Source organism: Motilimonas thetidivivens, assembly GCF_046452435.1.
GTDB lineage: Bacteria > Pseudomonadota > Gammaproteobacteria > Enterobacterales > CBDFNC01 > Motilimonas.
Map to the genome: position 1 here is coordinate 102,897 of NZ_JBKFDK010000013.1, position 18,782 is coordinate 121,678.

The following is an 18,782-nucleotide window of genomic DNA, read 5'->3' on the forward strand; positions in this document are numbered from 1 at the left end:
ATTGCTCATTTTTTATGATATTTGCATTGCATATGAAAAAGCCCCGAACTTGGTTCAGGGCTTTTTATCTTTAAGTAGAGGCTTGCGCTAACGGGCAATTAACAAGCCATTATTGTGGCTCTATATCACCGCAAAAACGGTAACCTTCACCATGTATGGTCGCAATAATTTCTGGTGTTTCACCGTGGCTTTCAAAGTGTTTTCTAATCCGACGAATCGTTACATCAACGGTGCGATCGTGCGCTTTAAGCTCGCGGCCTGTCATTTTCTTTAACAGCTCAGCTCGGGTTTGGATTTGTCCTGGGTGTTCAACGAAATGCAACATGGCACGAAATTCACTGCGTGGTAATTTGAATACAACGCCTGCAGGACTGACCAAAGAGCGACTGTTAATTTGTAGCTGCCAGCCATTAAATTCATATTTCTCAACTTGGTTAACTTGCTCTTCTACCGCGACCGCTGTTTGGCTACGATTTAGCAGGTTTCTGGCGCGGATAGTGAGTTCTCGTGGGTTGAATGGTTTGGTTATATAATCGTCAGCTCCGATTTCCAAGCCGAGGATCTTGTCCACTTCGTTGTCGCGCCCAGTTAAAAACATTAAGGCAATGTTATGCTTGTCGCGAAGCTCTCTGGCTAGCAATAAGCCATTTTTACCCGGTAAGTTAATGTCCATGATCACTAGGTTCACGGTGTTGGACTTTAATACCTGATACATTTCGTTGCCATCATTGGCTTCAAGCACATGGTAGCCCTCGGCTTCAAAAATACTCTTTAAGGTATTTCGAGTGACCAATTCATCTTCAACGATAAGAATATTGGTAGTGTTCATATTATTAGGCCCTAAGTTTTTTAATTACAAATCTAACATTCTTTCAATTGTAAACCGAGTATGAAATTTAAAATGAGCGCAACATTTATCATATTTTCTAGTGGTGGCAGCCCAAGCTGGAGCTCCCGGTTTACCTATCTAAACAGTCTAATTCGCATGTTTTAAGCTTTTTTATGGATAGATATACTGCCTGCAAACCGCTCACTCTTAAGTCTGAACTGCTGGCATTTAAAGGCTTTGCGGCGAATTTTATTGATTGCCAATTCTAGTTAGTTAACAGATGTATAACAACCGATATCCTAAGGAAGAAGTTTTTTTTTCAATTCTGATTGACTTAAATCAAGAGTGTTCTAAGGGTAGAATCATTTAACATTTGTTTTTCATCGTTGTTAAAAGGTTGAGGAATTTTGTCAAAATTACAACATTTTCAATGGCGGCTTTATCAGCACACCTACTTTGTTTGGTTGTCGACAGCTTTAAGCCAAGCCGATTTTGCTATTGTAACCGCGCATAATCCCAAGGGGAGACGTCTTAGTCATTATGCGAATCAGCTGGCTCATCGGCGCCTTATTCAACAAATAAAAATGATGGGATACCCCTATCGCGAGCTTATCGGTCAATCTCACGATGGTGGGCATCAAGAGCTCAGTGTGGCACTGGCTTGCTCCTTAGCACAGGGGCGCGCCATCGCTAAGCAATTTCAACAAAATGCGATTTATTGGGTGACTAAAGATAAATTAGTTTTACATGGTGTGCTATTTGATATGCCGCCACAACCGCTTGGCTCATTCAGTGCGCGTTGCTTATCTAAATCGTAAGAATTAAAAGCGATAATCTAAACCCAAATGCATAATTTGATGCTCGAGCTGCATGTCAATTGCGGCTTTAACATTGAGGTTTTGGATGATTTTGTAAGAGGTCGCAAAGCCCAAACTGGTGTTGTGGGGACCCAGTGTTTGGGGTGATAGGCTTAAATGCATTTGCGTTATCTTGCTCTCTAGTACCAACCTATCTGCAAACACGTAATTTAACCCGGTGGACATATGGTATTGGTTTTCTGCCGGGAAAGCGTCGCCGACATGTTGACTAGGGGTAACTAACCCCGCTTCCATAAACCAATTAACATTTTTTGAGATGGGTAAGTTATAGCCACCATTCACGCCAGATACTATGTGTTCAGGCTCAGGCTTTGCCGATACGTTTTGCTCATTAAGTAATAAATGAAAAGAGTCCGAGAGTTGACTGACATACCATTGATTAGATAGCTCTGAATTGCTTTGCCAGCTAACTGCCTTGATGTCTGCAGCAAAGACTGAAGGTGCTTTAAAGATCAACATCAGTATGCAAATAAACATCCTTGGCATGGTGCTACCTATGGTTTTTAGTCCGTTCATTTAGTATGGCGCTAATTTTAAAAAAATGCGCTGTTTTTTGTTGATTGATCTAGCGCGAGTTGGCGAAATTGAAAAGTGATAGGATACCAAGGTGTTTTGGTGTTGTTGAATGGGTTGTTTTTGGGCTGTTTTTTGGTTTTTCTGTGGTGATTGTTTCTATTCTTGATGTTTTAATTGGGTTATTGTTCTTTTGTGGTTGTTTTTTTTGGTGTGGTGTTTTTTCTTGGCTTTGTGTTTGCAGGGATAGCAAAATTGACAACCACCCTAAAGTCCGGTATTAAATACCGCATTACTTAATAAAGGTTGCTTTATGTACGGTTTAGTCACAACCACCACCATTATTACCACCGGCACAATTGCTGGAGCGGGCTAATGGATAAGCAATAACCAAATTCAATAAGCCCGCTCACTGAAGCGGGCTTTTTCATTTTTAACTGGGGGAGGTACGATGCGCGTACTTAAGTTTGGCGGAACATCATTAGCAAACGCGGAGCGATTTAATCGCGCTGCAGATATTGTCATCAGTAATCAGCAGCAATCTCAGGTCGCATTGGTTTTATCTGCCCCTGCTGGCGTGACGAACAATTTAGTAGAAGTGGTTGAACTAACCAGTAAAGGTGAGAATGCCGACAGTCATGTCATCGCAATAAAGAATATTTTTACCGACCTTATCATCGGCCTTTCTAAGCTTTACCCAAGCTTTCGTCATAATGCATTGTTGAGTCAGACTGAAGAAGTGTTAGCTAAAGTCAGTAAGCTACTTCAAGGTGTGAGTTTATTAGAACAATGCCCGGATAACATTGAAGCGCGCATTTTGTCACAAGGTGAAGTTCTCAGCATTGCTTGTATGGCCGAATTACTCAAGGCCAAGGGTGAAATGGTTGAGATTATTGTGCCGCAGGAGAAGCTTATCTCCTATCGTGGTGGTTACCTTGAAGCCATGGTGGATATTAAAGCGTCAAAAGCGCGTTTTGCACAATCGCCGATTAAGCCAGAAGCAATATATTTGATGCCGGGCTTTACCGCCGGCAATGAAGCGGGCGAGACCTTGGTATTAGGGCGTAATGGCTCAGATTATTCTGCAGCGGTATTAGCGGCGTGTTTAGAAGCTGAATGTTGTGAGATTTGGACCGATGTAGATGGTGTCTACAGTTGTGATCCCCGGTTAGTTAAAGATGCCACACTACTTGATTCGCTCAGTTATGCCGAAGCGATGGAGCTATCATATTTTGGTGCTAAGGTGTTACATCCAAAAACCATCGCGCCTATTTCTCAGCATCATATACCTTGCTTAATCAAAAATACCAATAACCCTCAGGCGAGAGGTACCTTAATCAGCGGTGAGCCGGGTGATACTAAGATGGAAGTAAAAGCCATCTCAGATCTTAAAGGCATGACCATGTTAAGCGTTTCTGGTCCTGGTATGAAAGGCATGGTTGGGATTGCGGGTCGTATTTTCTCTGCGGTCTCTCGCGCTGGCGTGTCGATTGTACTGATTACTCAATCATCTTCTGAATACAGTGTTAGCTTTTGTGTGCATGGTTATGAAGCGGATATCGCGGTCAGTGCAATTGAACAAGAATTCGAGTTAGAGCTGGCTAATAAGCTAATTGAGCCAATCGATCAAAAACAACATTTGGCCATTATCTCATTAGTGGGTGATGGTATGAAAACATCGTTAGGCGTGGCGGCGCGTTTCTTTAATGCACTAGCTGAGCCTTCGGTGAATATCGTTGCGATCGCACAGGGCTCCTCAGAGCGATCTATCTCGGCGGTTATCCCTGAAAATAAAGTTAATGAAGCCATCAAATCCTGCCATCAGAACTTCTTTGGTAGTCAGCAATTTATTGACGTATTTTTAGTCGGCTGTGGTGGTGTTGGTGGTGCTTTTGTTGATCAAATACACCGTCAAAGTGAGCAACTGGTGAGTAAAAATATCACCATGCGCGTTTGTGGTATTGCTAATCGCAGCGCCATGATCACCAACCCTGATGGCATTGACTTAACCAATTGGCGTGACCAGCTGAAAGATGCCACCGAGCCGTTTTCACTCGAGCGTGTCAATCAGCTTGTTGAAGCATCACATATTATTAACCCTGTGCTAGTAGACTGTACCAGCGATGACAAGATAGCCGATCAATACGTGAATTTCTTAGGTGCTGGTTTTCATGTGGTGGCAGCTAACAAGAAAGCCAACACCAGCAGCATGGATTACTACCGCCAGCTGCGTTTAACGGCACTGTCAACGCGTCGCAAATACTTATACGAAACCAACGTGGGCGCGGGCTTACCTGTTATTGAAAATTTGCAAAACTTACTCAATGCCGGTGACCAATTGATGAAGTTTAATGGCATATTGTCGGGCTCGTTGTCATTCATCTTCGGTAAATTAGATGAGGGCTTAGCTTTTTCTGAAGTGACTAAAATTGCACGTGAAAATGGCTTTACCGAACCCGACCCTCGTGATGATCTAAGTGGCGTGGACGTAGCGCGTAAACTGCTGATCCTTGCTCGTGAAGCGGGGATGGAACTGTCGCTTGATGATGTTGAGATCGAGGCGGCACTACCACCAGGTTTTGATGATAGCGGTTCAATTGAAGAATTTATGGCACGTTTACCGCAAGCCGACGAGTATTTTGCTAAACGAGCTAAAGACGCGGCCGATAAGGGCCAAGTACTGCGTTATGCGGGTACCATTGAAGATGGTAAATGTCGCGTGGCTATCATCGCATGTGACGAATCAGACCCACTAAACAAAGTAAAAGATGGGGAAAATGCCCTCGCACTTTACAGCCAATACTATCAACCTATCCCGATGGTATTACGCGGCTACGGTGCGGGCACCGAGGTAACCGCTGCAGGTGTGTTTGCAGACGTGTTAAGAACATTAAATTGGAAGCAGGAAGTATGATCTTTATACCTGTTGTTGGACAATTATTGGGGAGAGTAGGTTCATGGGTTTAGTTGCATACGCACCGGCTTCTACGGCAAACGTAAGCGTTGGTTTTGATGTGCTCGGCGGCGCGCTAGCGCCAATTGATGGCAGCTTGCTGGGCGATCGCGTTTTTATCGAATCAGGCAGTGAAGATTACAGTCTTACCTGCAGTGGTCGTTTTTCACATAAATTACCGGCAGACGGTAAGAGCAATATTGTTTATCAATGTTACTTAAGCTTTAAAGCTGCGCTGGCTGACAAAGGCATTCAATGTCAAAACGTGGCCATGGAGCTTGAGAAAAATTTGCCCGTGGGCAGTGGCTTAGGCTCAAGTGCAAGCTCTATTGTTGCCGCGCTGGAAGCATTAAACGCGTTTCATGAATACCCATTAGCCAAAATGGAAATGCTGGCGTTAATGGGCAAGCTTGAAGGTGAAATCAGCGGCAGTGTGCATTACGATAACGTTGCGCCTTGTTATTTAGGTGGCATGCAATTAATGCTCGAGCAAGGTGAGTTAATCAGCCAAGCTATTCCAAGTTTTAAAGAGTGGTATTGGGTGGTTGCTTATCCTGGTATTACGGTTTCAACTTCTGCTGCAAGAGCTATTCTTCCTGCGCAATATCGTCGCAGTGATGTGTTAGCTTATGGCCGTCATTTGGCGGGATTTGTTCACGCCAGTTACACCAATCAGCCAGAATTGGCTGCGGGGATGTTAAAAGACGTTATTGCCGAGCCTTACCGTCAGCAGTTGATCCCAGGCTTTAAAGAAGTTAGAAAGTACGCCAGCCAAAGCGGTGCATTAGCCACGGGAATTTCGGGCTCAGGCCCAACCGTATTTGTGGTCATGAAAGAAAAAGAACAAGCCCAGCGTTTAAAAGGCTGGTTAGAGCAGAACTTCATTCAAAATGAAGACGGATTTTGTCATATTTGTCACCTCGATGAAGAAGGTGCAAGAGTTGTAGGAACGCAGTTATGAACTTATACAATATCAAAGAACACAGTGAGCAGGTGAGCTTTCAACAAGCTGTTAAACAAGGTTTAGGTAAAAACCAAGGTTTATTTTTTCCTGATACCATTGAGCCCCTAGCTGACGTTAACGCGTTACTCAACCAAGATCTAGTGACTCGAAGCAGTGCAATTTTGCATCACTTAATTGGTGACGAGCTGAGCGAGCAAGATGTTAATGACATGGTTAGCAAGGCATTTCAATTCGGTGCGCCGATTAAGCAAGTGACTGACAATGTTTATGCGCTTGAATTATTCCATGGTCCAACTTTGGCGTTTAAAGATTTTGGCGGTCGTTTTATGGCCCAGTGTTTAGCCAAGTTTGGTGGCGACCAGCCGATTACGATCCTGACGGCTACATCGGGTGATACCGGTGCCGCGGTCGCTCATGCTTTCTATGGCTTAGAGAATATTAAAGTGGTTATCTTGTATCCAAAAGGCAAGATCAGCCCGCTGCAAGAAAAATTATTTTGTACCTTAGGTGGCAACATTACCACGGTCGCGATTGAAGATGACTTTGACGCTTGTCAAGCCATGGTAAAAGCGGCATTTGATGACCAAGAGCTAAAACAAGCGATCGGTCTAAACTCGGCAAACTCAATTAACATCAGCCGTTTATTAGCGCAAATTTGTTATTACTTTGAAGCGTTCGCTCAGCTACCTGCTGACAAGCGCGATGACGTGGTTGTGTCGGTTCCAAGTGGTAACTTTGGTAACTTAACGGCAGGTCTATTGGCGCAAGCGCTAGGTTTACCTATCAAACGTTTTATTGCTGCCACTAACGAAAACGATACCGTGCCGCGCTATTTAGCGGATGGCAACTGGGCACCGAAGAAAACCGTTGCCACTTTATCTAATGCAATGGACGTGAGTCAGCCTAACAACTGGCCTCGTATTGAAGAGCTATTTAAAGTTAAAGGTAAGCAACTTTCTGAGCTTGGCAAGGGGATGCTAACGGATGCCGAGACAGAAGTTGCATTGAAGCAGCTTGATGAGCTGGGTTATTTGTGCGAACCACATGGCGCAATCGCCTATGATCAGCTAACCAAACAGCTCGCTGAGGGTGAAACAGGTATTTTCTTGTGTACAGCTCACCCTGCTAAGTTTAAGGAAAGTGTGGAGTCAATCTTAGGCAAAGATATTGGTTTGCCAAAAGAGTTGGCTGATCGCGCCGATCTCGAACTGTTATCAAAACAGCTTCCTGCTGACTTTGCACAATTACGTGAGTTGCTTATAAACAACTAGGGTCAGTTGATCTTTGGTGGTTGATTTTTGTTCGAGAGGGGACACCCTGTCTAAAAGCGTTTTGAGCAAGGCGAGCAGTGTGTAGCTTAGCATTCTAAGTAAATACTGCTCAACGACGGGCAAAACGCTTTTAGCCGAATCCGTAGGACTGCGTTTGTTGGTCATTTCTACTGCGTTAGCGCCTTTTCGCGTAGTTCACTATGCCACAAAGGTGCTGGCCACAACGAACGTTTTGTATAAATACCCAACAAATCGCTGCAAAAACCAGCTCAAAAGATCAACAGACCCTAGTAACAAGCTTTGCGCATAATACATGGGTTATGCGGTGAGCAAAGGGGCAAACCAAGGCTACCCTAGTGGTTCAGTCATCAGGTTTTTGCCCCTTTTTTGATCTTAGCCTCGGAATCATTTGTATTTATGACTATGATGGGCGGATTTTCATTAAGTAGGGCAAATTATGAGTAAAGTATTAACTGATTTACTCTCGCAACTGCAACTTGAACGAATAGAAAACACCTTGTATCGCGGTCAAAGTCAAGATCTTGGCTTTGGTGCTGTGTTTGGTGGTCAAGTGATGGGGCAAGCATTATCTGCTGCAAAAGAGACGGTAGAAGAAACTCGTAAAGCTCATTCACTGCATTGTTACTTTTTACTCGCAGGCGATGTCAGTCAACCTATCGTATATGATGTTGAAGCCATTCGTGATGGTGGATCCATTTCCACTCGCCGTATTAAGGCGATTCAAAACGGTAAAGCGATTTTTTACATGACGGCTTCCTTTAAGGTGCCTGAAGTTGGGTTTGAACATCAAGATACGATGCCAGATGTTCCACCACCGGAAGAATTAGAATCAGAGCAAGATTACGCACTGCAGCATCGTGATATGTTACCTGAGCATATTCGCGAGAAATTTATTTGCGATCGACCGATTGAAATGCGGCCAGTAGAAATGGTTAACCCGCTTAACCCTGCTATTGCTGAGCCCAAGCGTGCAGTGTGGATGAAAGCCAGCGGTGCCATGCCAGACGATCTTCGTGTGCATCAATATTTATTGGCTTATGCGTCGGATTTTAACTTTTTGCCTACGGCACTTTATCCTCATGGTGAGTCATTTTTAGCACCGCATATGCAGGTTGTGACCATAGATCACTCAATGTGGTTTCATCATGAATTTCGGTTTGATGAGTGGTTACTGTATGAAATTGACAGTCCTGTTGCGGCCGGCGGCACAGGTTTAGTGCGCGGAAAAATATATAACCGTGATGGCCTATTAGTGGCTTCGAGTATTCAAGAAGGGCTAATTAGAAAAAAACATCAATCCAAATAGGTATAAAAAAGGGCGCTCGGGCGCCCTTAGTTTTCTCTGCATCACCAATTACTTACCAACCGATTACCTATTAATTACAGGTCAATCATCAATCAATTGGCTATTCGATTACAAGCTTTCAGTAAAAGCATCACTGGTAACGTCGCGTTGTCTTATATTTCTGATGTTGCGAGGCCTAGTTTAGAAATACAGAACTGTATCGGTGTAATAAAAAAGGGCGCTTGAGCGCCCTTAGATTTCTGCATCACTAACCAATTAATCTCAGTTCAATTGGCGTTTCGATTACAAGCTTTCAGTAAAAGCATCACTGATAACGTCGCGTTGTCTTATAACTCTGATGTTGCGAGGCCTAGTTTAGAAATACAGAACTGTATCGGTGTAATAAAAAAGGGCGCTTGAGCGCCCTTAGATTTCTGCATCGCTAACCAATTAATCACAGATCAATTGGCGTTTCGATTATAAGCTTTCAGTAAAAGTACGCGTGATAACGTCGCGTTGTTGTTCTGGTGTTAGCGAGTTGAAACGTACAGCGTAGCCAGAAACACGGATAGTCAATTGTGGGTATTTCTCTGGATGAGCAATCGCGTCTTCTAATGTTTCACGCTTAAGTACGTTTACGTTTAAGTGCTGACCACCTTCTTGTAGCGGCGCTACTTGTACAGGGACCTCTTTATACTCAATGTCGCCTAGCTCGTTTAGTGAAACCACTTGGTCTTCTTGATATGCATTGTCTTTAACACATAGACAGCGCGCTTCTTGCTTGGCTTCATCAAGTAACCAGAAAGAGTTTAGTAGAGAGGCGTTTTCAGCTTTAGTAATTTGCACACCAACAGTCATAATCTAGCTCCATTTGCAGTAAAAATATTGAAACAAAAGTACATAAATGAAATTTAAAAACTTTCGTCTCTTGGTTAATCTGTGAACCATTATAGGCAGTGAATCCATTGATGTAAATCAATTTGCTACCTCTAAAGGGGTATTTATTCAATTAATTTATTGATCTAAATCAATGTAATTCTAATTTTAGCTGTTTTCTATTCCCACAATCTGCAAATGGAGATAGACCTATGTTTTGTAATAAAGTTTCGTAATTTTACAACATTATTTTGTTTTCTTTCTTTCGTTACATCAGGGGTGGTAAGCTGATATTGAGTAAATATATGGATCAATTACTTTGTTACAGCAAGGTGAACTGCAATTGAGGTGTAGGATGACAACGGCTAGGACATGGACCGATGTAATAGGTGTAGAAAAACAACAGGCTTACTTTCAGAATATTCTTTCATATGTTCAAGGGGAACGCGGGCAGGGAAAAGTGATTTATCCTGCGCAGAATGAGGTTTTTAATGCATTTAAGCTAACTGAATTGGCTGATGTGAAAGTCGTTATCTTGGGGCAAGATCCCTATCATGGTCCTAATCAAGCTCATGGGCTGTGTTTTTCTGTTCGCCCCGGTGTGAAAGTCCCTCCTTCTTTGGTCAATATATACAAAGAACTGCAAACCGATATCCCGGGTTTTGTTACTCCTGACCATGGTTTTTTACAAAGCTGGGCGGAACAAGGCGTGTTGTTGCTCAATACGGTTTTGACGGTTGAGGCGGGTAAAGCGCATAGCCACGCGAAATGTGGTTGGGAAACGTTTACCGATAAGGTAATAGAGCAGGTGAATCAACATTGTGATGGTGTTGTTTTTCTACTTTGGGGCGCCCATGCTCAGAAAAAAGGAGCCATGGTAGATAGTCAGCGTCATCATGTCCTCACCGCGCCACATCCATCCCCTTTGTCGGCCCATCGGGGGTTTTTGGGATGCCGACATTTTTCTAAAACCAACCAAATCTTAGCGAGCTTAGGTAAAGAAGAAATTAATTGGCAGCCACAAATTTGATCTGATTTGTTCTAGGTTATACCTTGGCTAAAACCAGATTGCCAACTAATATCAAAAGGTTAATTGTAATTGTTAGGTAACAAACAGTTGTAATGCTCTATATCAATTTATTTCATTTTTGGCCTTGTTAGAGTGTGCACTTAAAGACAAGGATAAGGAAGCAGCCGTGTTAAGTATCATTCATAACGATCATAAAAATATTGCCAAATTGCTTAATGTTTTAACCGACAAGCTAGCTAGAATCAAATTAGAGGAAGGTGTCGATTATCGGTTGGTTCGAGACATTGTTAATTATTTACAAACATATTCAGGTAAGTTTCATCACCCACTGGAAGACAGTATTTACGAGTATTATTTAAAATACCGAGTGGTGGACGACAGTGTTGCTAACCGTTTGGCACAAGAGCATCATAACCTTGAGCAAATCAGTAGTGAACTTAAAGAGATGATAGATAGCATTTTGCTCGATGCTATCGTGTCACGCGATGAAATCATCGAGAAGCTTGGGCAGTTTGTGAGTTTACAGAAAGCCCATTTAAACTATGAAGAAAGTGAAATTCTTCCAGCGATTAAAGCCAGCTTAACGGCGGATGATTGGCGTCAACTAGAGCAAAATTGGCATCACGATCCACAAGATGATCCACTGTTTGGTCGTTCGGTTGCTGACCAATATAAATCGTTGGCAAAACGTTTGGGTCTTTAATCGGGACTACAAGCTCATTTCAATGTGAGTAAATAGTTAGGCTCCCTCATTAGGATGATGAGGGAGCCATTAATCCAGCAAATCTCATTGCAATTCAGCTTTCAATATTTGCCTGTTATGCTAATGGCGCTTACTTAATCTTATGCTTGTTCATTTTGCAACTTAGCTTTGTACATAAGTTGCTGCCACCATTGGCGCTTTTTCGACAGCGAGCGGGTAAGTAAAAAACCGATAAGTAAGGCAACAAAAAGCATGGTTTTGAGCAGTTCATTGGCTTTTTGTTGAAAGTGATTCATTTCAGCTAATATTTTGCCTTGCTCTAAGGTCACGCGTAAGTAACCAATTTTGGTTGACTCTTGAAACAGCTCTGCAATATAGGGAATACGGTTTTGGGCGATTTCTCTGGCATCTGCTGAAGTCGTTTTAGGTGTAATGCCTAATACCAGATCCAGGGGCATTGCATTGTCCGTTTGATGCAACATCATGCCAAATGCATCATAAATCGTTACATCCCGAACTAACGGATCTTTGGCTAGCTCGCTAACTAAGCGAGCCAACTCTTCTTGTTCATCGTTTTGTAAATAACGAGCTGCATCATTGGCGGCGCGATTGGTTAAGGTATAACCAAAGCGCTGGGTTTGCTCTATGCGATTTTTATCAGCCAGTAATTGTAGATTTGTTGTTAAATATGCAAGGTAGCCAATTAACCCTATCGCAACAAGTAGTTGCATTGCTCGCCAAATAAATATCCGGGATGATTTTGCTGTGAGTGTCATGTATCAAGTCTCCAGACCAAAAAATAGACTCAGATTTGGGCTTGCAATGCGAAAACGCAATAGCTATCTTGAGCGCAATTTTAAAAATTGAAAATCAGGGAAGTATTGTGCAAAAGTTACATGAAGTCAAAGTGACTCAGTTGCCAGAGAGCCTAAACCAATGGAAGGCACTGTTGGTTGAACAAGTAGGTTCATTTGATGGGGTGTTATTTCAAGCTAAAGAAATCAACGCGGTTAAAGGTGAGTTAGCTTCAGCGAGTAAGCAACTTGTGTTAATGGGCGAAAATTTAACGTCGCCATTGTTAACACAGTTGGTTAACCTTTTAATGCAAAATGGCATTGACCAAGTTTATGCCTATTCGCCACGATTCCAATGCAATACCTGCGTTATTCGCTTAGCTTTGAGTAACGACACCGACGATACTAAGGCCTTGGTACAATCATTTTGTGCTAGTGCACAGCTCGATTTTGCGCTGGTTGAACATATTCCAACCTTAGATAAGCCTGGGCTTGTGTTGATGGACATGGATTCAACCACAATCCAAATCGAATGTATTGATGAAATTGCCCGTTTGTATGGCGTTGGTGAACAAGTTTCTGCGGTAACAGCGCAAGCCATGCATGGTAAGTTAGACTTTAACGAAAGCCTACGCAGTCGTGTTGCGTTACTTGAAGGTGCTGATGAAGGCATTTTGAATCAAGTGATTGCTGATATGCCGTTAATGCCTGGCCTAAAGGATTTATTGGCTGGACTAAAACAAGCGGGATGGAAGGTGTGCATTGCTTCGGGTGGCTTTACTTATTTTGCCCAAGCGCTAAAAGATCAGTTAGGTTTTGATCAGGTGTTTGCTAACACGTTAGAAATCGTTGAAGGTAAGTTAACGGGCAAGGTACTTGGTGAAATCGTGAATGCACAGGTGAAGGCGCGTTTGTTAGCCGAGTTGACCGAGCAATATGGTTTAGATGCAAACCAAACTGTGGCGATCGGTGATGGTGCTAATGACTTGCTAATGCTTGGGGCTTCGGCGATGGGCGTGGCTATTCATGCTAAACCTGTGGTGCAAGAGCAAGCCGCCGTGTCGATTAATCAATTAGATTTAGAAGCGGCACTGTGTATTTTGGCAACTAGCCAAAACACGGCTTGGGCTTAATTAGTCATCCGCTATCAAGCCAGCTAGCAATGGGCTAGTTGGCTTGCTAATCGGGCTAATGGGGATCGCGCAAACCAAATCGATACAAGGTTTCCCCTGTGGTGTCTAACAGCTCGACTAAGGCGCACACAGACCACAATTCTTCTTCGACTTGCTTGGCCTTGTGAATGGCATAGTGAGCAATGTAGTCCAATTCCTTTTGAATAGACTCAATATCCGGTTTACCTACACGCGTTAGACTCATTAAGATGGAATAAAAGTGGCCATGTTGAAGGGCATGGTTAATAAAGGCTTTGCGCTCGCTATCATCAAAAAAATCATCCGCTAAACCATGAGTGATTTCATTAGAGTGTTCGTCAAGGTGGATATAGAGCTCAACCTGATGATTTGCACTACTGCCGGGTAACTCCTTGAGACGTGAGCCCACCAGTTGCTCCATTAACTTATCCCCAAATAAGGGAACAAGGTTGAATTGGTTAGGCGCTTTACTAAAGGCTGACAATAACGGGGCTAAGCTATGGTGTTTGGGATCGATAGCTAACCGGCCAATATCAAAATGACCATGATGACGGGTAACAAAATTTACCGCTGAAAGGAAATGGTGACAGCATAAATGGCGCAGTGCCAGCTCTAACCCCGGCTTAGGCAGTTTTTCAACCGCTTCACTGAGTTTACCTGGGTTACTTTCTATCAATAAGTTAAAAAACTCGGTGCCGGTATGAGATTCGGCGTGTTTACCCACACATAAATGAACTATGGTACGCGCAGGGTTAAACCCGACTACTCGATAAACCATGCGAGATAGGTTCATGGTTTTAGTCAGTTTTTGCAGTTTGGGTAGGGCAATGAGAACCTTGTCACCTTTTTTCACTGGCGCGGCTTGGGTTAATGCAATTTTGAGCCCTCGGGGAGAAAAGTCTTGAGTTGTCCCTTCTAACACTCCCGTTGTTGTGGTCAATTGTACTTGGGTGTTGTAGTTGTAGCGTTTTTCTTGACGTTGTTGTACAAACTTAAACGGAAGTTGTTCAAAATATTGCTGTTTTTTACTGACAAAGCGAGTTAATTGATTAGCACTTTTAACGTCAGTACTGAGGCTTTGGTAGCTGAGCTTATGGCTTTCAAAGGTGGCATCGGTTAATAAGCCAACATATCGCACTTCTAGTGCTTTCTCTAACGCGATGCGCGACACGTTTTGTGGGCTATGTTCATTAAATTGTCGCTTGAGGATGTCCGGCTCAGCCACGGTGAGTTGTAGCTTATATACCCGCCAACTTGTCTTTCTTGAGGCGAAAGAGAGAAATAAGGGCTTTAGCCCCGTTTGTTGTAATTCTTCTTTGCTAGCAGCAATAAAAAAAGCTTTGCTTTCAGTATGATGAATAAAACTGTAGATCAGGGTTTCTTTGATCTCGCTAGGTTGCTTAAGCAGCAAAGCCACGCGCTCAGGCGTCACTAGTTGGGTGAGGCAATTTTGGCCGTTTTCATCACGCCAATATTCTAAAATAGGTAAGTTTTGGCTGTTATATAAAACGCTCTCAAGTTTAGGCTCGTGATGATGACTAAAAAATAAGGGTAAGCCCTTCATTAAAGGCAAATAATACTGCTCGTAGCCCTTGGTGGTAACCGAATGTAACAAGTTGTCGGTGTTAATTTTATATCTGTGTTTGTTGCCTTTAATAAAACCTTCAATAAAGTTATCAAAGCGCATTGGCTCTTGGGTTCTGGCTAACCGTAACCAAGTAATCTCATCCCCTTTATCTTGCCCAACTAGCGTATAGGGCACCGCATTTCGCAGCTCTGGGCCGCTAAACTCTTTTTGCAAGCCGGTAAAAATAATGCCCACATCTTTGCCTGATTGTAGGCGATATTGCTGACTTATCTTGACCCTTAACCCAGTGGTCGATATGTCAGAAGTGGTCGCGGGAATTTCTTGACCATCTTGACTGAAGAGCTGCACTGGAATGGCAAAATGCATGCGCTCAGCGCCTCTTGCATTGCTTCTTTGTAAATTAAGGTGTTCTGCTTGCAATAACTCTTTGCTTTGCTTGCCTGTTTCTATTTTACCTTGTTCACGCTTTAGGTTGATGACATCTTCATACACCCCCATGGTGTATACGTTATTGAACCGCTTGAGGGACTTTTTAAATGCTTTTTGGGCGGCAAGATCGAGAAAGTGACGTTTGTTGTTAAAGCTAAATTCTTCGGCTGAGGGGTATTTATCTCTTAAATCTATGATCCGCTGACATGGCGCACTCAATCGATTCAGTTCCATTTTTATTAGGAACTTAACATTGTTGCTTTCGCCGAATAAGATGCGATCGAGTAATTCTGGAAAGTCAGAATCTCGCATCAGAGGTAATAGTTGCTCAATTTGGCTTTGGTACTCTTTTAAATCCATGTAAACGTGACTAATCGCTATAAAAAAATAGAAACACTCTGATTAACTCTAACCGCAATCTTGCCTAAGAGCAGTCGCTTTTTTCGATTATTGCGTAGTATGATACAAAATTCATGCCGAGACACAGATAATCAAGACGAGAAGGTAGTATAAGGATTATGGCTAAAGCAAAAACAGCTTACGTATGTAATGAATGTGGCTCTGAATTTGCCCGTTGGCAAGGTCAGTGTAATGACTGTAAGGCTTGGAATACCATCTCTGAAATCCGATTAGCACCGGCAAAAAGTGCACGCACCACGAGTCACCAAGGTTACAGTGGTTCAACCCAAGCCAAAATCCAGCTACTTAATGATATTTCACTTGAAGATTTACCGCGTTTTAGCAGTGGTTTTAAAGAGTTAGATCGAGTGCTAGGGGGCGGTATCGTGCCCGGCAGCGCCATCTTGATTGGCGGTAATCCGGGGGCAGGTAAAAGTACGGTATTGCTGCAAACCATGTGCCATTTAGCGCAAACCATGAGTGCGCTGTATGTAACCGGAGAAGAATCATTACAGCAGGTCGCCATGCGCGCTAAGCGTTTAGGTTTACCCAATGATAAATTGCAAATGCTGTCGGAAACCAGTGTTGAAACCATTTGCCATCTTGCCGAGCAAGTGAAACCGCAAATTATGGTGATTGACTCTATCCAGGTAATGCATGTGGCGGATATTCAAAGCTCGCCTGGCAGTGTGTCACAAGTGCGCGAAGCCGCAGCATACTTAACCCGCTTTGCTAAACAAACGGGGGTGGCTATTTTCATGGTAGGCCATGTGACTAAAGATGGCTCTTTGGCGGGGCCCAAAGTATTAGAGCACTGCATTGATTGCTCTATCATGCTTGATGGTGATGCCGACTCACGTTATCGCACCTTACGAGGTAATAAAAACCGTTTTGGTGCGGTTAATGAGCTAGGTGTGTTTGCCATGACAGATCGCGGTATGCGCGAAGTGAATAATCCTTCTGCTATCTTCTTATCCAGAGGGGAGGAGAATACATCGGGCTCAGTGGTGATGGTGATTTGGGAAGGGACTCGGCCGCTACTTGTTGAAATTCAGGCGTTAGTGGATTATTCCCAAGGTAACCCACGCCGCGTAGCGGTGGGAACCGAGCAAAACCGCCTCGCCATATTATTGGCGGTGTTACATCGCCATGGTGGCTTACAAATGGCGGATCAAGATGTGTTTGTCAACGTAGTTGGTGGGGTAAAAGTTGCCGAAACCAGTGCGGATTTAGCCTTATTAGTGGCGCTTGTATCCAGTTTTCGCGATCAACCTCTAGCTAAGGAGTTAGTTGTATTTGGCGAAGTAGGATTATCGGGTGAAATACGCCCCGTGCCCAGCGGTCAAGAGCGTATTATAGAAGCGGCTAAACACGGCTTTAAACGTGCAATTGTGCCGATTGCTAATGTGCCGAAAAAGCCCATTGATGGCATGGAAGTGATCGGCGTGAAAAAACTCAGCGAAGCCTTGGAAGTTATATAATGATAGCGCCACGGTATAAGGTGGCTACAGCGTTAGGTTGACAGCTCTGGGCGCGGTTTAGCATAAGGCTCTCGCCCCAAAGATTGGGTGGTGTGGTAGCTGTCTAAGCCAGATACCGCAACGCTGTTGAGCTGCGCAATATCAATAAAGCCGTCACTGGCAATAGCAGATTCTGGGACGTGGATCTCGATGACTTTGCCAATCACTAATTCGGTATCATTCACCGCCAGCGTTTGTGTGCTGACTAATTCCATCCCTATTTGTAAGCGACTTTGTTCAACATAAGGTGCCAACATCTGACCTCGGAATTGAGGCGTTAAGCTAGCGGCTGCAAACTCGGATTGCGATTTGGGGTAGCGAGCTGAAGTATGATGAGCTTGTTGATAAATGTCTGCGTTGACATGATTGATGGTATAGCACTTAGTTTGTTGAATATTTTCAAGGGTGTGGCGGGGCACTCGATGTGGGCGCATGATCATGCCCATTAAGGGCGGGTTAGCGCCTAAATGAAACACTGAACTGACTATGGCCAAATTAGTAGCGCCTTGTAAATCGATAGTACCAATCAAGTTGGCGCTTTTAAAACCCGCAAGCGAATTAACTAGATGTGTACGATACGTCTGGTCGAAGTGGGCTAAGTCTTGGGCGGTTATTTTCATCTTGATCCTTTTTATTACCAATCAATGTTTTTGCCTTGCCAGTCAATAAAACTGGCTTGGCCATCAGGCGCATAATTCGGTATGAGCTGGAGTAATCGCTGAGCGACAAAATCAGGCGTAAATAAAGGCTTATTACCAAGGTTTGCCTGAAAGGGTTGGGATAATGGTGTGTCTGTAGTGCCGGGATGAAATGCAATCAGCTTGACGTATTTGTTGCGTCTTGCGTATTCGATGGCCGCGGTTTTCACCAGCATGTTTAAGGCTGCTTTAGACGCGCGATAACTATACCAGCCTCCTAAATGGTTATCCTGAATACTGCCGACCCGTGCACTAAACACCACCAAGGTACTGTTTGTGTGCTTGGCGAACACCTTGACTAAGTGCTTAAGCCACAACATAGGCGTTATCGTGTTGGCATTAAACACGGCTTGCATTTGTTCGGCGTGGATTTCTTCTAGGCGTTTTTCGGGCTTGATGGCACTACTGGGCTGGTCTTTTTGGTGCAATATACCGTTACAAATAAACACAGCTTCAATACTGACGGTGTTGTCGATTGAGGCAAGACATTGCGCAATCGATGCTTCACTGTTATCGCATTGTAATGCGATATGGCGAGGATCCTCTGGCGCTATGGCTTGACGACTAATGGTTATCAAGGCTCCATACTCGCCTTTGGCAAGCACCGCAGCCTGTAATGCTTGTGCGATAGTACTGTTGGCGCCGATGATCAGCGCGGCGCGCACTGGGGCTGGTTTCATTTGGATTTATCTCAGTTTGGCTTCACTGCTGCCATCCAAACATTCGCTGTGCTTGAGACGACGTTTTCCCGTTAGCAATAATGAAATGTTGTAACGGTGCTTAGCAAATATGAGATAGGCTTTATCGGCCACCGGACGAACCAGCGGTTTTCGAAGTAACCCCACCAATTTACCACAGCCGACGATTGACCATGCTAAAT

General features: G+C 43.7%; 16 protein-coding genes and 1 pseudogene. 9 read left to right on the plus strand and 8 right to left on the minus strand.

Going from position 1 to position 18,782, the window contains the following annotated elements; all coding sequences use genetic code 11:
* Window positions 1–109: 109 nt before the first annotated feature.
* Window positions 110–829 (minus strand): two-component system response regulator ArcA, encoded by a 720-nt coding sequence (gene arcA, locus ACK8OT_RS11530; RefSeq protein ID WP_410196664.1) that lies wholly within the window; start codon window positions 827–829, stop codon window positions 110–112.
* A gap of 407 nt (window positions 830–1,236) precedes the next feature.
* On the opposite strand from arcA, the gene ACK8OT_RS11535 reads away from it, so the two are divergent.
* A complete protein-coding gene (locus ACK8OT_RS11535) occupies window positions 1,237–1,647 on the plus strand; it encodes a DUF3293 domain-containing protein (protein ID WP_410196665.1) in 411 nt (136 codons plus the stop codon).
* Window positions 1,648–1,650: 3 nt separating this feature from the next.
* On the opposite strand, the gene ACK8OT_RS11540 is transcribed toward ACK8OT_RS11535, so the two are convergent.
* Window positions 1,651–2,193 carry a hypothetical protein gene (locus tag ACK8OT_RS11540; protein ID WP_410196666.1) on the minus strand — a complete coding sequence of 181 codons (543 nt, stop codon included), beginning with the start codon at window positions 2,191–2,193 and terminating at the stop codon, window positions 1,651–1,653.
* Between the two features lie 478 nt (window positions 2,194–2,671).
* Between ACK8OT_RS11540 and thrA the strand changes: the two genes are divergently transcribed.
* The 4 genes from thrA to tesB all read left to right on the plus strand — a co-directional run bounded on the left by thrA (window position 2,672) and on the right by tesB (window position 8,735).
* A complete protein-coding gene (gene thrA / locus ACK8OT_RS11545) occupies window positions 2,672–5,134 on the plus strand; it encodes a bifunctional aspartate kinase/homoserine dehydrogenase I (RefSeq protein ID WP_410196667.1) in 2,463 nt (820 codons plus the stop codon).
* Window positions 5,135–5,177: 43 nt separating this feature from the next.
* Window positions 5,178–6,134, plus strand: coding sequence for a homoserine kinase (gene thrB / locus ACK8OT_RS11550; RefSeq protein WP_410196668.1), 957 nt, complete (start codon window positions 5,178–5,180; stop codon window positions 6,132–6,134).
* Window positions 6,131–7,408 carry a threonine synthase gene (thrC, locus tag ACK8OT_RS11555; RefSeq protein ID WP_410196669.1) on the plus strand — a complete coding sequence of 426 codons (1,278 nt, stop codon included), beginning with the start codon at window positions 6,131–6,133 and terminating at the stop codon, window positions 7,406–7,408. Before thrB ends, thrC begins: the two co-directional genes overlap by 4 nt.
* 457 nt (window positions 7,409–7,865) lie before the next feature.
* Window positions 7,866–8,735, plus strand: coding sequence for an acyl-CoA thioesterase II (gene tesB / locus ACK8OT_RS11560; RefSeq protein WP_410196670.1), 870 nt, complete (start codon window positions 7,866–7,868; stop codon window positions 8,733–8,735).
* Between the two features lie 456 nt (window positions 8,736–9,191).
* Here tesB and grcA read toward each other — a convergent pair whose 3' ends face one another.
* Entirely contained in the window at window positions 9,192–9,572 is a 381-nt protein-coding gene (gene grcA, locus ACK8OT_RS11565; RefSeq protein WP_410196671.1) for an autonomous glycyl radical cofactor GrcA, read from the minus strand.
* 373 nt (window positions 9,573–9,945) lie between these two features.
* Here grcA and ung point away from each other — a divergent pair, with 373 nt between their 5' ends.
* Together ung and ACK8OT_RS11575 are read left to right on the plus strand one after the other, a co-directional pair.
* Window positions 9,946–10,620 (plus strand): uracil-DNA glycosylase, encoded by a 675-nt coding sequence (gene ung, locus ACK8OT_RS11570; RefSeq protein WP_410196672.1) that lies wholly within the window; start codon window positions 9,946–9,948, stop codon window positions 10,618–10,620.
* A 166-nt stretch (window positions 10,621–10,786) separates the two neighbouring features.
* Entirely contained in the window at window positions 10,787–11,323 is a 537-nt protein-coding gene (locus ACK8OT_RS11575; RefSeq protein ID WP_410196673.1) for a hemerythrin domain-containing protein, read from the plus strand.
* A 140-nt stretch (window positions 11,324–11,463) separates the two neighbouring features.
* Here ACK8OT_RS11575 and ACK8OT_RS11580 read toward each other — a convergent pair whose 3' ends face one another.
* On the minus strand, window positions 11,464–12,054 hold the full coding sequence (locus ACK8OT_RS11580; protein WP_410196674.1) for an AhpA/YtjB family protein: 591 nt from the start codon (window positions 12,052–12,054) through the stop codon (window positions 11,464–11,466).
* Window positions 12,055–12,206: 152 nt separating this feature from the next.
* Here ACK8OT_RS11580 and serB point away from each other — a divergent pair, with 152 nt between their 5' ends.
* Complete coding sequence (serB, locus tag ACK8OT_RS11585; protein WP_410196675.1) at window positions 12,207–13,250, plus strand: phosphoserine phosphatase SerB; 1,044 nt, start codon at window positions 12,207–12,209, stop codon at window positions 13,248–13,250.
* A gap of 55 nt (window positions 13,251–13,305) precedes the next feature.
* Here serB and ACK8OT_RS11590 read toward each other — a convergent pair whose 3' ends face one another.
* Window positions 13,306–15,645, minus strand: coding sequence for a PilZ domain-containing protein (locus ACK8OT_RS11590; protein ID WP_410196676.1), 2,340 nt, complete (start codon window positions 15,643–15,645; stop codon window positions 13,306–13,308).
* Window positions 15,646–15,803: 158 nt separating this feature from the next.
* Between ACK8OT_RS11590 and radA the strand changes: the two genes are divergently transcribed.
* Entirely contained in the window at window positions 15,804–17,165 is a 1,362-nt protein-coding gene (radA, locus tag ACK8OT_RS11595; RefSeq protein WP_410196677.1) for a DNA repair protein RadA, read from the plus strand.
* A 32-nt stretch (window positions 17,166–17,197) separates the two neighbouring features.
* Here the strand turns inward: radA and ACK8OT_RS11600 are convergent, their stop codons facing one another.
* The 3 genes and pseudogenes from ACK8OT_RS11600 to ACK8OT_RS11610 all read right to left on the minus strand — a co-directional run.
* Complete coding sequence (locus tag ACK8OT_RS11600; protein WP_410196678.1) at window positions 17,198–17,824, minus strand: flavin reductase family protein; 627 nt, start codon at window positions 17,822–17,824, stop codon at window positions 17,198–17,200.
* 14 nt (window positions 17,825–17,838) lie between these two features.
* On the minus strand, window positions 17,839–18,582 hold the full coding sequence (locus ACK8OT_RS11605; RefSeq protein WP_410196679.1) for an SDR family NAD(P)-dependent oxidoreductase: 744 nt from the start codon (window positions 18,580–18,582) through the stop codon (window positions 17,839–17,841).
* A 6-nt stretch (window positions 18,583–18,588) separates the two neighbouring features.
* Window positions 18,589–18,782: pseudogene (locus ACK8OT_RS11610) on the minus strand (thiol-disulfide oxidoreductase DCC family protein); the annotation flags it as partial.

What these genes read in the sequence shown, in the direction of transcription:
- ACK8OT_RS11605 (WP_410196679.1), bottom strand. Translation starts at nt 18,582, where the DNA reads ATGAAACCAGCCCCAGTGCGCGCCGCGCTGATCATCGGCGCCAACAGT.
- thrC (WP_410196669.1), top strand. Translation starts at nt 6,131, where the DNA reads ATGAACTTATACAATATCAAAGAACACAGTGAGCAGGTGAGCTTTCAA.
- thrA (WP_410196667.1), top strand. Translation starts at nt 2,672, where the DNA reads ATGCGCGTACTTAAGTTTGGCGGAACATCATTAGCAAACGCGGAGCGA.
- tesB (WP_410196670.1), top strand. Translation starts at nt 7,866, where the DNA reads ATGAGTAAAGTATTAACTGATTTACTCTCGCAACTGCAACTTGAACGA.
- radA (WP_410196677.1), top strand. Translation starts at nt 15,804, where the DNA reads ATGGCTAAAGCAAAAACAGCTTACGTATGTAATGAATGTGGCTCTGAA.
- ung (WP_410196672.1), top strand. Translation starts at nt 9,946, where the DNA reads ATGACAACGGCTAGGACATGGACCGATGTAATAGGTGTAGAAAAACAA.
- ACK8OT_RS11580 (WP_410196674.1), bottom strand. Translation starts at nt 12,054, where the DNA reads ATGCAACTACTTGTTGCGATAGGGTTAATTGGCTACCTTGCATATTTA.
- grcA (WP_410196671.1), bottom strand. Translation starts at nt 9,572, where the DNA reads ATGACTGTTGGTGTGCAAATTACTAAAGCTGAAAACGCCTCTCTACTA.
- thrB (WP_410196668.1), top strand. Translation starts at nt 5,178, where the DNA reads ATGGGTTTAGTTGCATACGCACCGGCTTCTACGGCAAACGTAAGCGTT.
- ACK8OT_RS11600 (WP_410196678.1), bottom strand. Translation starts at nt 17,824, where the DNA reads ATGAAAATAACCGCCCAAGACTTAGCCCACTTCGACCAGACGTATCGT.
- ACK8OT_RS11590 (WP_410196676.1), bottom strand. Translation starts at nt 15,645, where the DNA reads ATGGATTTAAAAGAGTACCAAAGCCAAATTGAGCAACTATTACCTCTG.
- arcA (WP_410196664.1), bottom strand. Translation starts at nt 829, where the DNA reads ATGAACACTACCAATATTCTTATCGTTGAAGATGAATTGGTCACTCGA.
- ACK8OT_RS11540 (WP_410196666.1), bottom strand. Translation starts at nt 2,193, where the DNA reads ATGCCAAGGATGTTTATTTGCATACTGATGTTGATCTTTAAAGCACCT.